The 13998-nt window shown below is 65.3% G+C and carries 15 protein-coding genes; 10 read left to right on the plus strand and 5 right to left on the minus strand.

All coding sequences use genetic code 11. The annotated features are described in order from the left end of the window. Positions 1-62: 62 nt before the first annotated feature. The 5 genes from ABIB95_RS03095 (at position 63) to ABIB95_RS03115 (ending at position 4457) form a co-directional block, all read left to right on the plus strand. Positions 63-1952 carry an ABC transporter permease gene (locus ABIB95_RS03095; protein ID WP_354237872.1) on the plus strand — a complete coding sequence of 630 codons (1890 nt, stop codon included), beginning with the start codon at positions 63-65 and terminating at the stop codon, positions 1950-1952. Continuing rightward, positions 1949-2734 (plus strand): ABC transporter ATP-binding protein, encoded by a 786-nt coding sequence (locus ABIB95_RS03100; protein ID WP_166352338.1) that lies wholly within the window; start codon positions 1949-1951, stop codon positions 2732-2734. Before ABIB95_RS03095 ends, ABIB95_RS03100 begins: the two co-directional genes overlap by 4 nt. Next, the gene (locus tag ABIB95_RS03105) at positions 2731-3435 is read left to right on the plus strand and encodes an ABC transporter ATP-binding protein (RefSeq protein WP_354237873.1); all 705 of its coding nucleotides are present in this window, start codon (positions 2731-2733) and stop codon (positions 3433-3435) included. Before ABIB95_RS03100 ends, ABIB95_RS03105 begins: the two co-directional genes overlap by 4 nt. A 14-nt stretch (positions 3436-3449) precedes the next feature. Then, entirely contained in the window at positions 3450-3905 is a 456-nt protein-coding gene (locus ABIB95_RS03110) for a MarR family winged helix-turn-helix transcriptional regulator (RefSeq protein ID WP_208086152.1), read from the plus strand. A gap of 165 nt (positions 3906-4070) precedes the next feature. Continuing rightward, positions 4071-4457, plus strand: a complete 387-nt coding sequence (locus tag ABIB95_RS03115) for a hypothetical protein (RefSeq protein WP_354237874.1) — start codon at positions 4071-4073, stop codon at positions 4455-4457. Positions 4458-4461: 4 nt separating this feature from the next. Here the strand turns inward: ABIB95_RS03115 and ABIB95_RS03120 are convergent, their stop codons facing one another. Both ABIB95_RS03120 and ABIB95_RS03125 read right to left on the minus strand, forming a co-directional pair. Beyond that, positions 4462-5145, minus strand: a complete 684-nt coding sequence (locus tag ABIB95_RS03120; protein ID WP_354237875.1) for a hypothetical protein — start codon at positions 5143-5145, stop codon at positions 4462-4464. A gap of 125 nt (positions 5146-5270) precedes the next feature. After that, the gene (locus ABIB95_RS03125; protein ID WP_085404802.1) at positions 5271-6467 is read right to left on the minus strand and encodes an amidohydrolase family protein; all 1197 of its coding nucleotides are present in this window, start codon (positions 6465-6467) and stop codon (positions 5271-5273) included. 157 nt (positions 6468-6624) lie between these two features. Here ABIB95_RS03125 and ABIB95_RS03130 point away from each other — a divergent pair, with 157 nt between their 5' ends. The 3 genes from ABIB95_RS03130 (at position 6625) to ABIB95_RS03140 (ending at position 9225) form a co-directional block, all read left to right on the plus strand. Next, on the plus strand, positions 6625-7398 hold the full coding sequence (locus tag ABIB95_RS03130; RefSeq protein WP_063983946.1) for a ferredoxin--NADP reductase: 774 nt from the start codon (positions 6625-6627) through the stop codon (positions 7396-7398). Between the two features lie 106 nt (positions 7399-7504). Then, on the plus strand, positions 7505-7828 hold the full coding sequence (locus ABIB95_RS03135; protein WP_354237876.1) for a hypothetical protein: 324 nt from the start codon (positions 7505-7507) through the stop codon (positions 7826-7828). A gap of 89 nt (positions 7829-7917) precedes the next feature. Then, positions 7918-9225 carry a cytochrome P450 family protein gene (locus ABIB95_RS03140; protein ID WP_354237877.1) on the plus strand — a complete coding sequence of 436 codons (1308 nt, stop codon included), beginning with the start codon at positions 7918-7920 and terminating at the stop codon, positions 9223-9225. Here the strand turns inward: ABIB95_RS03140 and ABIB95_RS03145 are convergent. The 3 genes from ABIB95_RS03145 to ABIB95_RS03155 form a co-directional block, all read right to left on the minus strand. After that, positions 9126-10376 carry a DUF763 domain-containing protein gene (locus ABIB95_RS03145; protein ID WP_354237878.1) on the minus strand — a complete coding sequence of 417 codons (1251 nt, stop codon included), beginning with the start codon at positions 10374-10376 and terminating at the stop codon, positions 9126-9128. The genes ABIB95_RS03140 and ABIB95_RS03145 overlap by 100 nt on opposite strands. An 87-nt stretch (positions 10377-10463) precedes the next feature. Then, on the minus strand, positions 10464-11264 hold the full coding sequence (locus ABIB95_RS03150; RefSeq protein ID WP_354237879.1) for an ABC transporter substrate-binding protein: 801 nt from the start codon (positions 11262-11264) through the stop codon (positions 10464-10466). A gap of 10 nt (positions 11265-11274) precedes the next feature. Next, the gene (locus ABIB95_RS03155; RefSeq protein WP_354237880.1) at positions 11275-12252 is read right to left on the minus strand and encodes a tripartite tricarboxylate transporter substrate binding protein; all 978 of its coding nucleotides are present in this window, start codon (positions 12250-12252) and stop codon (positions 11275-11277) included. 114 nt (positions 12253-12366) lie between these two features. On the opposite strand from ABIB95_RS03155, the gene ABIB95_RS03160 reads away from it, so the two are divergent. Both ABIB95_RS03160 and ABIB95_RS03165 read left to right on the plus strand, forming a co-directional pair. Next, positions 12367-13077, plus strand: coding sequence for a TetR/AcrR family transcriptional regulator (locus ABIB95_RS03160; protein WP_063983940.1), 711 nt, complete (start codon positions 12367-12369; stop codon positions 13075-13077). Between the two features lie 30 nt (positions 13078-13107). Beyond that, on the plus strand, positions 13108-13992 hold the full coding sequence (locus ABIB95_RS03165; RefSeq protein ID WP_354237881.1) for an amidohydrolase family protein: 885 nt from the start codon (positions 13108-13110) through the stop codon (positions 13990-13992). Positions 13993-13998 lie beyond the last annotated feature (6 nt).

The raw sequence follows: 13998 nt of genomic DNA on the forward strand, positions 1-13998 counted from the left end.
GCGTAGCGCCGTCTCGAAGGATGAAGCCCCATACTGAGACTTATTCTTAACCCGGACCGCCGATGGCCTTTTATGTCGTACAGTTTCTGACCGGTCTCGCCAGCGCAGCGTCGCTGTTTCTGGTGGCCTCGGGCCTGTCGATCATCTTTGGCGTGACGCGGATCGTGAATTTCGCGCATGGCGCCTTCTACATGATCGGCGCCTACATCGCCTTCACGCTCACCGAGCGGCTTTCGGGTGCGTTCGGCTTCTGGGGCGCGATCGTCATCGCCGCGTTTGCCGTGGCCTTGATCGGCGTCATCGTCGAGATGGTGCTGCTGCGCCGCATCTATCACGCGCCCGAGCTGTTCCAGCTGCTTGCGACCTTCGGTCTGACCTTGATGGTCGAGGATCTCGTCGTGCTGATCTGGGGCCCCGACGATCTCGTCGGCCGCCGCGCGCCGGGCTTCAAGGGCGCCATCGATTTCTTCGGCCAGAACATCCCGAGCTACGATTTGTTCCTGATCGTGCTCAGCCCGGTCGTACTCGGCATTCTCTGGCTGCTGTTCCAGCGCACGCGCTGGGGCGTGCTGGTGCGCGCGGCGACGCAGGACCGCGACATGGTCGCAGCGCTTGGCGTCAACCAGAAATGGCTGTTCACATCCGTGTTTGCGGTCGGCGTCTTCCTCGCCGCACTCGGCGGCGCGCTCCAGATCCCGCGCGATGCCGTGCATCACGCCATGGATTTGCGGATCATCGTCGAGGTCTTCGTCGTCGTCGTGATCGGTGGCCTCGGCAGCATCGTCGGCGCCTTCGTTGCGGCGGTGCTGGTCTCCGAGCTCAACGCCTTCGGCATCCTGATCTTCCCGAAGATCTCCATCATCCTGGTCTTCCTGGTGATGGCGGTGGTGCTGATCGTCCGGCCCTGGGGTCTCTTCGGCAAGCCCGAGGCGCCCGCGCGCAAGACACCAGGCCTCACTGTTAATCCCTGGCGGCCGCTGACGTCGAACGAGCGGCTCGCGGCGCTTGCCGCGCTCGTCATCGCGGCGACGTTGCCGCTGTTCGCCGGCAATTATGTTCTCACAGTCGGTTCGGAGATTGCGATCTTCGTGATCTTCGCCGTCAGCCTGCATTTCCTGATGTCGGTCGGTGGGCTCGCGTCCTTCGGGCATGCCGCTTATTTCGGTCTCGGCGCCTACGGCGTCGCCTTCCTCGCCAAGATGGCCGGGCTGCCGATGGTCGTGTGCCTGCTGCTCGGGCCGCTGCTGGGCTGCATGGGCGCTGCCGTGTTCGGTTTCTTCGCGGTGCAGCTTTCCGGCGTCTATTTCGCGATGCTGACGCTTGCGTTTGCGCAGATCGTCTGGTCGATCGCGTTCCAGTGGGTGAGTGTCACGGGCGGCGACAACGGCATACTCGGCGTCTGGCCGTCAAGCTGGGCGGCGAGCCCGGGGCATTTCTATTGGTTGGCGCTCGGCGTTGCGGCACTCGTGACGGTCGCGCTTCGGGCCATGGTATTCTCGCCGTTCGGCTACGCACTCAGGGCCACGCGCGACTCGCCTCTGCGCAGCGAGGCGGTCGGCATCAATGCCAAGCGCATCCAGTGGACGGCGTTCGTGATCGCAGGCACGACCGCCGGCATCGGCGGCGCGCTGTTCGCCTACCTCAAGGGTAGCGTCTTCCCCGACAATCTCGGCATCTCGCTGTCGGTCGACGCTCTCGTGATGGTGCTGCTCGGCGGCGTCGAGACGGTATCGGGCGCGGTGATCGGCGCCATCGTCTACAAGGCGCTCAACATCTGGCTGGTCAGCCAGACCGACCTGTCAAAGCTCGTGCTCGGCGGCTTCATCGTGCTGATCGTCGTCGTCTTCCCGAAGGGCATCGTCGGCATGCTGGAGATGCTGGCGCAGCGGCGCAGGAAGACATCGCCGCCGGGATCTCCCTTGCTTGCCAAGCCGATCGAGTCCGTCGAATGAGCGTCGCACCCCCACTTCTCGCGGTTGAAGGCCTGTCCAAATCCTATGGCGGCATCCACGCCGTGCGTGGCGTCTCGTTCTCGCTGCGATCAGGCGAAATTCTGGCGCTGATCGGCCCGAACGGCGCGGGCAAGAGCACCTGCTTCGACATGCTCAACGGCCAGAACAAGCCTGATACCGGCCATGTCCGTCTGCTCGGCGAGGAGACCACCGGCAAGAAGCCGCGCGAGATCTGGCGGCTCGGTGTCGGGCGCACCTTCCAGATCACCGCGACCTTCGCGACAATGACCGTGCGCGAGAACGTGCAGGTCGCGCTGATCTCGCACGGCAAGCAGCTGTTCAATCTCTTCGGCTCGGCGCCGAACTTCGACCGTGGCGAGGCCGGGCGGCTGCTTGAGCTCGTGGGCATGGGCGGCTACGCCGATCGACCCTGCGGCGAGCTCGCCTATGGCGACCTCAAGCGGCTCGAGCTTGCGGTGGCGCTTGCCAACGATCCCAAGCTGCTGCTGATGGACGAGCCGACCGCCGGCATGGCGCCGCGTGAGCGCGTCGATCTGATGCGGCTGACGGCGCAGATCGCGCGGGAAAAATCGATCGGCGTGCTCTTCACCGAGCACGACATGGACGTGGTGTTCGAACATGCCGACCGCATTATCGTACTCAACCGCGGCACGCTGATCGCCGAGGGATCGCCGGCCGAGGTGCGCGGCAATCCGCAGGTGCAGGCCGTCTATCTCGGCGAGGGCCTGCTTTACGATGCCGGGCATGGAGCCTCCGCATGAAGCTCACGGTGCAAGACCTCAACAGCCATTACGGCCCGGCGCATATCCTGTTCGACATCGGCTTCGAGGTTGGCGAGGGCGAGGTGGTGGCGCTGCTCGGGCGCAACGGCGCCGGCAAGTCGACGACGTTCCGTTCCATCGTCGGCCTCGTCGCGCAGCGAACCGGCCGTATCATGTTCGAGGGCAAGGATGTCTCGGTGCGCCCGACGCATGAAATCGTGCGCGACGGGCTCGGCTATGTGCCGGAGGAGCGGCGCATCTTCACCGATCTGACGGTGGAAGAGAATCTCGAAGTCGGCCGTCAGCCGAAGCGACCGAATGCCCCGCACTGGACCCGCGAAAAACTGTTCGCGCTGTTTCCAAATCTGGGTGAGATGAAGAACCGACCGGGCGGCCGCATGAGCGGCGGCGAGCAGCAGATGCTCACCATCGCGCGCACGCTGATGGGCAATCCGTCGCTGGTGCTGCTGGACGAACCCTCGGAGGGCCTGTCGCCGAAGATCGTGGAGCAGATGGTCGACGCCATCCTGACCATGAAGAAGGAGGGCGTCAGCATCGTCGTGTCCGAGCAGAATTTGCACTTTGCGCGGCTGATCTCCGACCGCGCCTATATCATCGAGCGTGGTCGCATCTGCTTCGGCGGCACCATGGCCGAGCTCGACGCGCGTCCGGATGTCCGCGACGCGCATCTGTCGTTGTGAGGGGCGGGGCGCGGATGGCGAGAAGCGTTGCGGCGAAGAAAAGCGTCAAACCGGCAAAATTGTCTTACGTGCTCGACGAGCAGGTCGGCTTCATCCTGCGTCAGGTCTGGCAGCGCCACAGCTCGATCTTCTCGCGCGACATCGGCACCAATCTCACGCCGACGCAATGGGCGGCATTGTCGAAGCTGGCCGAGACCGGGCCATGCTCGCAGAACCAGCTCGGGCGGCTGACGGCGATGGATGTCGCGACCATCAAGGGCGTGATCGACCGCCTGACCGCACGAGGCCTGACCGAGACCAGCCAGGATCCCGAGGACGGACGGCGGCTTCTGGTCAGCCTGACGCGCGCCGGTCAGCAGCTTGCGGAGAAGGTCGCGCCGAGTGCGCTCGCGATAACCAGGGAAACGCTGGCGCCGCTCGACGCCAGGGAGCGCGAGATGCTGATGGCGCTGTTGAACAAGCTGCGGTGAGCAAGGTGCCGTAGGTTGGGCAAAGGCGCAAAGCGCCGTGCCCACCTTCTCTGCGGCTTGGCGAAGAACGGTGGGCACGCTTACGCTTTGCCACCCGACGGCAGTTGAACAAGCTGCGGGGACTGGCGACTAACCTCGATGAAGGGTTTGTCGAGGTCTTCCGATATGAGAGCGGCTACGCGGTTTGCGATTTTGGGTCTTGGTGCGGCGCTGGCGGGCGAATGCGCTCCTGCCTTTGCCGCGCAGCCCTACGAGGGCTTCTGGGCGTCGACCAAGAAGGATTGCCGCGATCAGGACAGCGCCAACCGGATGAGCATCGAAGGCGGCAACCGCCTCTATTGGTACGAGACGCGCTGCCGCGCCAGCGAGATCACCGCAGACGGCAAGCAAAGCTGGAAGATGCGGCTTGCCTGCGAAGGCGAGGGCGAAAAGTTTCGCTCCGATCCCCGGGTTTCGGTTGCGGCGGATGGCCGGCTGGTGATCGAGAATGGCCCGGTCGGCCAGGCCAAGCGCCAGACCTACGTGCGCTGTGAGATCGCAAAGAAGCGCTGATCCCTTACGTCTTCCCCGGCCATTTGGCGCGGTAGCGGATTTCGCTGCCATCGGCGAGCCGCCGCCACGTGCCGAACTCCGGCGTATGCGGCGCCCGGGCCGTCAAGTCGATCGGATAGATCCGGCTCGGCTGGCCCTGGATGTTGATGGTGAGCTGCCGGTGCGAGGTTCTAAAGGCAAGCTCGACTTCGCCTGCGATGACAGGCTGCTCACCATCACGATAGAAGGCCGCGGGGGTCACTTCGCCCGGCATGGTGTTGAGGTCGGTCTGCAATTCGATTGCGATGCCCTGCGGTGACGTCGGCACCGTTACGCCGGCTGGAAAACGCACCTCGAACACGAGCAGGGGATTGCTGGCGTTCGGATTGAGCCAGGGCGTGGCGGTCGCATACGCGTAGACGGCGTAAGTGACACCGGCGGCTAGGCAGAGCAAGACGACGACGCCGAGTGACTTCAGGCTGTTGCGTGCGAGGCCGCCGCTATTGTCGTCCTTGCGTGTCGCCAGCTTGGTGGCGAGCACCAGGCCGATGACTGCGCCGATGGGGGCGATGACGAACAGGGCGACCAGCCCCGTCGTGATGGGGTCTGCACGATTGCCGAAGCCGGTCAGCTCGAGCAGCCCGATCGTGGCGATGAAGCCTGCCGCCGCACCGGCGATGCCGGCGGCAATCCGCAGCGAACTTTTCATTTCTCCCTCGATGGTCCAGCAATGAACTGCCGCCGCCGAGGGCTGCCTGCGTTAGACGCGGCAGGCAGCAGACTTGTTCAATGCTTTCGAGGCGCGACGCGAAGCGGCTAGCTGCTCCGGCTGCGTCACTTCGCCACCACTTCCGGCACCCGGCCGGCCGGCGGCGTGTTGCGGCTGCGCTGGGTGCGCACGATGCCGTCGATGATGGTCATGCCGATGCCGGGGAGGTCGCCGAGCTGCACGCTCTCCAGGATGGTCTTGCCGGGCGAGTGCTGCGCCTTGTCCATGATGACGAAATCGGCGGAGCGGCCGACCTCGATCAGGCCGCAATCGAGCTGACGCATTCGCGCGGTGTTGCCGGTGGCAAGACAGAAGGCGAGTTCGGCCGGCAAATCGCCGAGCGAGGACAGCATCGAGACCATCCGCAAGATGCCGAGCGGCTGTACGCCGGAGCCGGCCGGCGCGTCGGTGCCGAGGATCACCCTGTGCAGATCGTTCATCTCGCGCGCGATGCGCAGCGTGAACAGGGCCGAGCGCTCATTGCCGTTGTGAACGATCTCGAGGCCGCGCTTGCAGCCCTCGCAGATGCAGCGGATCTGGTCGTCGGGAAGCGCGGTGTGGCCGCCATTGATGTGGCCGACCACGTCGGTGTCGGCCTCCAGCACCACGTCCTTGTCGATCAGGCCGGAGCCGGGGATCGAAGGGCCGCCGGTGTGGATCGTGCTCTGGATGCCGTATTTGCGGGCCCAGCCGACCATCTTGCGCGCCGTCGGGCCGTCCTTGACGCCGCCGAGGCCGACCTCGCCGAGCAGCTTGACACCGGCCGCGGCCAGCTCCTTGAAATCCTCCTCGACCATCTCGCATTCGATCACCGGTGCGCCGGCGTGAACCTTCACGCCGCCCGGGCGCAGATTCCAGAATGCGCGCTGGGCGAAGATCGCCATCGCCTTCAGCCCGACGACGTCGCGCGGGCGGCCGGGCATGTGCACCTCGCCGGCGGAGATCATGGTGGTGACGCCGCCATGCAAATTGCTGTCGATCCAGCCGATCTGGTTCTGGCGCGGCGTCCAGTCGCCCGCCACAGGGTGGACATGGCTGTCGATCAGGCCGGGCGCGACCGTGGTGCCGTTGGCCTCGACGATCGTGGTCGCACCTTCGGTGTTGAGGTCCTTGAAGCGGCCGATCGCAGTGATCTTGCCGTTCTCGGCGACGATGGTGTCGCCGTCCAGGATCGGCTTTTCCAGGGCGCCGGACAGGATCAGGCCGATATTCCGGATCACGAGCTTCGAGGGTCCGGTGGCCTGGGGGGCGTCATGCGCCATGGAAGGGGCTCCTTGTTCCTAACTGCAACGCTCGCGATCTTGGGCAGCCTTGACCCCGGGAGCAAGCAGGATTATTCATTAGTACACGAATGATCGTGTACAAACGACGCATAGCTGCCCGCCTCGGAACCGCATTGGAAGCGACAGGGAAGGTGAGATGAGCAATTTCAATCAGGAAAGCGTTTTGAGCGTCCACCACTGGACCGACACGCTGTTCTCTTTCAAGACCACCCGCAGCCCGACCTTCCGTTTCCGCAACGGCGAATTCACCATGATCGGGCTCAAGGTCGGCGAGAAGCCGCTGCTGCGGGCCTACAGCGTCGCCAGCGCCAATTACGAGGACACGCTGGAGTTCTTCTCGATCAAGGTGCCGGACGGTCCGCTGACCTCGCGCCTCCAGCATCTGAAGGAAGGCGACGAGATCATCGTCAGCCGCAAGGCCACCGGCACGCTGGTGATCGACAATCTCGAAGAGGGCCGCAACCTCTACCTGATCGGCACCGGCACGGGCCTCGCGCCGTTCCTGAGCGTGATCAAGGACCCCGAGACCTATGAGCGGTTCGAGAAGGTCGTGCTGCTGCACGGTTGCCGGCATGTGAAGGAGCTCGCCTATGGCGAGATGATCACCGAGACGCTGCCGAAGGACGAATTGATCGGCGAGTATATCCGCGATCAGCTGATCTACTATCCGACCGTGACCCGCGATCCCTTCCGCAACCGCGGCCGCATCACCGACCTCATCACGTCCGGCAAGCTGTTCGCCGATATCGGCCTGCCGCCGCTGGAAGCCGCCCATGACCGGGTCATGATCTGCGGCAGCCCGGCCTTGGTCGCTGATACCCGCGTGCTGCTGGGCGAGCGCGGCCTCATTGAGGGCAATCACGGCGAGCCGGCCCAATTCGTGGTCGAAAAGGCCTTCGCCGAGCGCTGATCGCGGATTTTTCGCGCAATAAGACCGTATTTTCGCCGTTCGGCGGGCGTTGCGGCGCCGATTCCGCGCGCGATACACTGTGGGAACGAATCAGCGGAGTTCCCACATGGTTGCGGACAGCGACAGCAACATCGCCTGGCACCGGGTTCAGTTGAAGAAGAACCGCACCGAGTTGAAGGCGCTCGAGACCGCGCGCTTCACGATGGGCGAGATCGCGTCTTCGAAGCGGGACGGGCAGACCCAGAAGGCGATCGCGGAACTCAAGCGCAAGATCGCGCAGTCCGAGCGCGTGATCGCCGATCACGACAAGCGCACGCGCCGCCCCCTCGGCACCGATCTGCAAAGCCTCGCCAACGGTAGCTGGAGCCATTGGGACGCCTACACCAATCAGCAGCGCAAGACCGGTCAGCGCTCGCCGGGGCGCGGATAGGCTCTCTTCTTTTCGCGCGGTTCCGGCCCTTGCGCGGCGCCTCGTACACACCATCTGGTTGAGGCGCCACCAACCAATACGGTGATCCCATGACACCGCGCCTCGATTTCACCAGCGAGGCCTTCTTCCGCGATCCGCCCAAGGCGATCGCGGCGCTGCGCGCGTCTGGCCCCGTGATCGCGACGCGATTTCCTCTGGTCGGCGATGTCTGGGTCACCACGACCCATGACGCCACCGCGCAGGTCCTCAAGGACGGCACCACCTTCACGCTGCGCAAGGGGGACGGCAAAGTCGCCGGCCTGCGCTGGTGGATGCCAAAACTCGTTACCACCATCGCCAACAACATGCTGACGATGGACGAGCCTGATCACACGAGGCTGCGCAGCATCGTGGACGAGGCTTTTCGCCGCCGCGCGATCGTGGCGATGGAGCCACGCATTCGCGCCATCGCCGACGGCCTGGCGAACGACCTGTTTGCTGATGGCAGCCCCGCCGACCTCGTTCAGCGTTACGCCCGCATCCTGCCGGTGTCGGTGATCTGCGAATTGCTGGGCCTGCCTGCGGCCGATCGCCCGCGATTCATCGCCTGGGCCAACAAGATGTCGTCGCTGACGAATGTCGTCAGCTTCTTCCGCCTGCTGCTCGCGTTTCGCAAGATGCGCGCCTATCTCGAACAGCAGTTGCAGGTCGCACGCGTGCGGGGCGGCGAGGGCCTGATTGCCGAGCTGGTTCAGGTCGAGCGTGAGGGCGGCCAGATCACGCCGGACGAAATGGTGTCGATGGTGTTCCTGCTGCTCGCGGCAGGATCGGAGACCACGACGCATCTGATCAGCGGCTCGGTCTACGAGCTCCTCAGAAATCCGGGCTTGCGCGATTGGCTGGAGCAAGACCGAAGCCGTGTCGGGCTCGCTGTCGAGGAGTTTTTGCGCTTCGTGTCACCGGTGCAGTTTTCCAAGCCGCGCTATGTGCGGCGGGATATCGAGCTTGCGGGCGTGCCGCTGAAAAAGGGCGATCGCGTCATGGTCATGCTCGCCGCGGCGAACATGGATCCGGCGGTGCATGACCAGCCCGAGCGGCCCGACCTCGCGCGCAAGCCGAACCGCCACATCTCGTTCGGAACGGGAATTCACTTCTGTCTCGGCCATCAGCTCGCACGGATCGAGGCGGCCTGTGCGCTGGAGGCGCTGTTTGCGCGATGGCCGAAGCTCGGTCTCGCCGTCGATCCCGCGCAAATCCACTGGCGCAAGCGGCCGGGCATGCGTGCCATCGCGGAGTTGCCGGTCGTTGCGGTGGACAGTCAGCCCGTCGATTTCCGTGATGCCACGACATCGCGCTCCCAGCCGAACACGGATCGGCCGTCGAGATCGGGCGAGGCTTCACGCTCTCCGGCGATGTAGGCCTCGACCGACGGACCGCTGGCAGTCCGCTCCAGCCGCCGCGCCTGGTCGTCGAGCCGCCTGATCGCCTGCATCTCCTCTTCGCGTCCGAGCTTGGCGTTCTGGATCGCGCCCTTCAGCACGCGGATGGTCTCGTCATAGACCTTGATCGGGACGGGGTAGGGATGCCGGTCCTTGCCGCCATGGGCGAGCGAGAAGCGCGCGGGATCGTTGAAGCGATAGGGTGCGCCATGCACGACCTCGGCGACCATCGCCAGCGAGCGCACGGTGCGCGCGCCGACGCCGGGCGTCAGCAGCAATTCCGGAAAATCGACCGGGCCGCGTTCGGCCGCGGCGGCCAGCGTGCCGTGCAGGCGGCGTGCGAACACGTCCTTGGGCCGGACATCATGATGCGCAGGCATGATCAGATGCGGCAGCATCGCCTGCGCCGGCGCGGGCGCAGTTCCAACGAGGCGTTCGAATTCAGTGAGGATGCGATCGGGGCCGAGACTGCTCAACAGTTCGAGCTGCGCGGCGCGCGAGACATCGGCGCGGTGATCGGTGAGATTGACGATCTCGCCCTGCTGCGGGCCGTCGATCGCGCTGTGCGGCGTGTCGACAAAACTCTTCAGCGCCTCGGAATGCCAGTGATAGCGGCGGGCCTGCCGCTTGTCGCCGTTCATACCCTGTTGCACCACCGTCCATTTGGCGTCGGCAGTGACGAAGAAGCCGTGCAGATAAAGGTCAAACCCGTCCTGGACCGCGGCGCTGTCGACCTTTGCGACCAGGCGACTGGCCCGCGTGAGGCTCGCGCCGTCGAAGCCGACGCGATCGCCGAGCTGCAACAGCTCGTCAGGCGTCTTGCGCGAATGCTGGCCGCGTCCGCCGCAGACATAGATGCCGAGCTCATCCTGGAGCGGGCCGAGCCCGCGCTTCAGCGCGCCGATCACGGAGGTCGTGATGCCGGAGGAGTGCCAGTCCATCCCCATCACGGCACCGAATGACTGGAACCAGAACGGATGCGACAGCCGCTGCAGGAAGGCGTCGCGGCCATAATGATGCACGATCGCCTGCGTGACGATTGCGCCCAGCGACGACATGCGGCTCGCAAGCCATGGCGGAACCCGCCCGGTGTGGAGAGGAAGATCGGCGCTGCCGGTTCGGCGAGTCATGATCGACGCAAGTTAGCGCAGTTCGGCGACGGTTGCATCGAGGGAATACTGTATTGGGCAGGGCGGGAGGACACCCCAGTCCGCGAGCTACTCGCGCGTCGCCTTGGACGCGCCGCGCAGGCCAGCCTGCTGCTGGATCGTGTCCAGCGCGCCGGACGACTGCTCGTCCGTCACGAAGCGGTTGAGCAGGGGAAGGGCATCCTCGCGCCCCTTGGGGATCGCGATGGCCATATGCTCGGCGCCCCAATTGCCGTCGAGGATTTTCGCGCCCGGCATCTGGTCGGACATCTCGAACAGCGTCGGTTTGTTGGTGGCGTAGAGGTCGATCTCGCCGCGGCCGAACATGGCGATCGCGACCTTGACGCTTTCGGCCGGGACGATGGTCGCGCTCCTGAACTTCGTCGGCAATGTCCGTTCCGAGGTCGACCCTTTGGTGACGCCGATCTTCACACCCGGTCTGTCGATGTCCTCGATCCTGCCGATCTGCGAGTTCGCCGGGACGAGATAGCCGAGCTCGATCGCCAGCACGGGCTGGCTGAAGCTGACCTCGTTGGCGCGGGCCGGCGTGGCGTTGGTCACGGTGAAATCGACCTGGCCGTCGTGGATCGCGGTGACGATGTCGGCGACGCGCTGAAACCTGACATAGTCGATGCCAACGCCGAGCCGTTTGGCCAGCTCGCCGCCGAGATCGTAGGCGAGGCCATGCGGCTTGCCGGCCGCATCCGTCACCATCGAGGTCGGGCTGCCTGGATAGATGCCGACACGCAACGTGCCGCTCGGCGCCGGCAGCCTGGCTTCGCCATCGGCGCGCGCGGGCGCGCCGAGCAGGCCGGTCATTGCAAATGCGAGCAGGGCGGTGCGCGCAAATCGCCGGGAAGAGGTCCTCATGTGGCGAGCCTCACTGCGCACGGATGTCGGCGGCCTTCAGCACCGGCTCCCATTTGGTCGCCTCGGCGTGCATGTAGGCGTCAAAGTCCTTGGCAGAGGAGCCGACCGGCGCCGCGCCGATCTTGCCCAGCGTCGACAGCACGTTCGCGTCCTGCAGCGCCGCCTTCAGATCGGTCTCGAGCTTCGCCACGATCTCCGGCGGCATCTTGGCCGGACCGAGCACGCCCCACCAGACCGAGACGTCGTAGCCGGGAACGCCTGATTCTGCGACGGTCGGCACATTCGGCAGCGCCTTGGAGCGTTCGGCCGAGGTCACCGCGAGCGCGCGCACCGGGCCGCCTTCGAGCTGGCCGATCGCTTCCGCCAGCGGATTGATGCTGAGGGGGATTTCGCCAGCGATCACGGCGGTCAGCGCCGGTGCGCCGCCTTTGTAGGGGATCGCGACGATCTTGCTGCCGGACATGTATTTGAGCAGCTCGCCGGCGAGATGCGCGGAGGTGCCGTTGCCGGACATGCCGTAGGAGAGCTTGTCGGGCTCCTTCTTTGCTGCGGCGAGGAGATCGCCGAGCGTCTTGTAAGGGCTGTCCTTCGCGACCACGATCGCGAGCGGCGAGGAGGCGACTTCGGTGATCGCGGTGAAGTCCCTGAACGTGTCGTAGGGCACGCTCGGATAGATGAACTGGTTGAGCGGATGGCCGCTCGCGACCAGGATCAGCGTGTAGCCGTCCGGCGCTGCCTGCGTCAGCGCCTGCGAGGCAACGATGCCGCCGGCGCCGGGGCGGTTGTCGATCACCGGCTGCTGGCCCCAGGTCTTCGCCAGCGCCTGGCCGAGCGTACGCGCGAGCACGTCGACGGCGCCGCCTGCCGCATAGGGCACAAGGATATGGACCGGCTTGCTCGGGTAATTGTCGGCAGCCTGCGCGGTGCCGCCCAGCAGCAAGCCGGCACCCAGCATCAAACCGCCGATTGTCTTGTTCAAACCCAGCATTTTCCAGCACTCCTTGCGGGCTTTCGCATCCTGCCTCGGTGTTCCGAGCCGTCCGGACGCCGCCCATGGTTCTTGTTGACGAGACCTGATCTTTTGTACGATAGTACAAATCACATGGTACGCAAGCCCACCAGCAAGGAAACGGCCCGCAAGCCGAACATGCGCGAGGCGATCCTCGCCGCGGCCGAGGAGCTGTTCGCCACCAACGGCTTCAATGCCGTCTCGGTGCGCGACATCGCGCAGGCCGCCGGCGCCAATCCCGGCAGCGTCACCTATCATTTCAAGACCAAGGACGGCCTGCTGCTGGAGATCTACCAGCGCCATTGCGGGCCGATGAATTTGCGCCGTTCCGAGCTGCTCGCCGCCGCCAAACGCGTGCGCGATCTCCAGGACCGGCTGGAGGCGATCGTGCGCGCCTATGTGGTGCCGGCCTTCACCTCGGGCAGCGATCTCGCCGGGGGCGGGGCGCGCTTCACGCGGCTGCGCGCCGTGATGTCCGCCGAAGGCAACGAGGTCGTGCGAAAAATCATCGCGCAGACCTTTGACGACACCAGCCATGCCTTCATCGACGCAGTCCACGAGAGCCTGCCGCATATTCCGCGCACCGACATCGTCTGGCGCAGCCACTTCCTGCTCGGCGCACTCTATTACTCGCTGGTGACGCCGGATCGCGTCTCGCGCCTGTCGCGCGGCGAGGCCGACGGCAGCGATGCCGCCAGCGCCATCGAGCAGTTGGTGCAGGCCACCGTCGCCGCCTTCCAGGCGCCGGCGCTCGATCAGGCCGCGCCGGTACGGCGGCGGCCGGTCGTCAGCAGCAAGGCTTGAAAGAAGCGATCTCGCTCGGCGGTTCACCTGATGACAACGATTTACACGCCGACCATTCCGCCGCCAGATCCGAACACGCGCACGCCGAAGTTCAAGCTGCCAAAGCTGTCCTGCGACGCGCATTGCCACATCTTCGGGCCCGGCGCGAAATACCCTTACGCGCCTGACCGTTCCTACACGCCGCCGGATGCGCCGCTGGAGGATTTTCGCGCGCTGGATGTCAAGCTCGGCGTCGAGCGGGCCGTCATCGTCAATGCCAGCGTGCACGGGACCGACAATACGGTCGCGCTCGATGCGATCGCACAGAGCAATGGCGCCTATCGCGCGGTTGCCAATATCGACGACACCATCACCGAGCGTGGGCTCCAGGTGCTGCACGAGGGCGGTTTCCGCGGCTGCCGCTTCAATTTCGTGCGCCATCTCGGCGGCGTCCCCGACAAGAGCGTGTTCAACCGCGTCATCGCGATGGTCGCGCCGCTCGGCTGGCACATCGATCTGCATTTCGACGCGATCGACCTGCCCGAATATGCCGACATGCTGGCAAAGCTGCCGCTGAGCTACACCATCGACCACATGGGGCGGGTGAAGGCGTCCGAGGGGCTCGACCAGCTGCCGTTCAAGATCCTGATCGAGCTGATGCAGCGCGACGAGAAGTGCTGGGTCAAGATCTGCGGCTCGGAGCGGGTGTCCTCGGCCGGGCCACCGTTCACGGACGCGGTGCCGTTCGCGCGAAAGATCGTCGAGACCGCGCCCGACCGTGTCATCTGGGGCACCGACTGGCCGCATCCCAACGTCAAGGTGATGCCGAATGACGGCGACCTGGTCGACCTGATCCCGCTGTTCGCGCCGGAGACGGAATTCCAGCAGAAGATCCTCGTCGATAATCCCGCGCGTCTGTTTGGGTTCGACACATGACGGTGC

The sequence above is a fragment of the Bradyrhizobium sp. LA2.1 genome (assembly GCF_040547725.1).
GTDB lineage: Bacteria > Pseudomonadota > Alphaproteobacteria > Rhizobiales > Xanthobacteraceae > Bradyrhizobium > Bradyrhizobium barranii.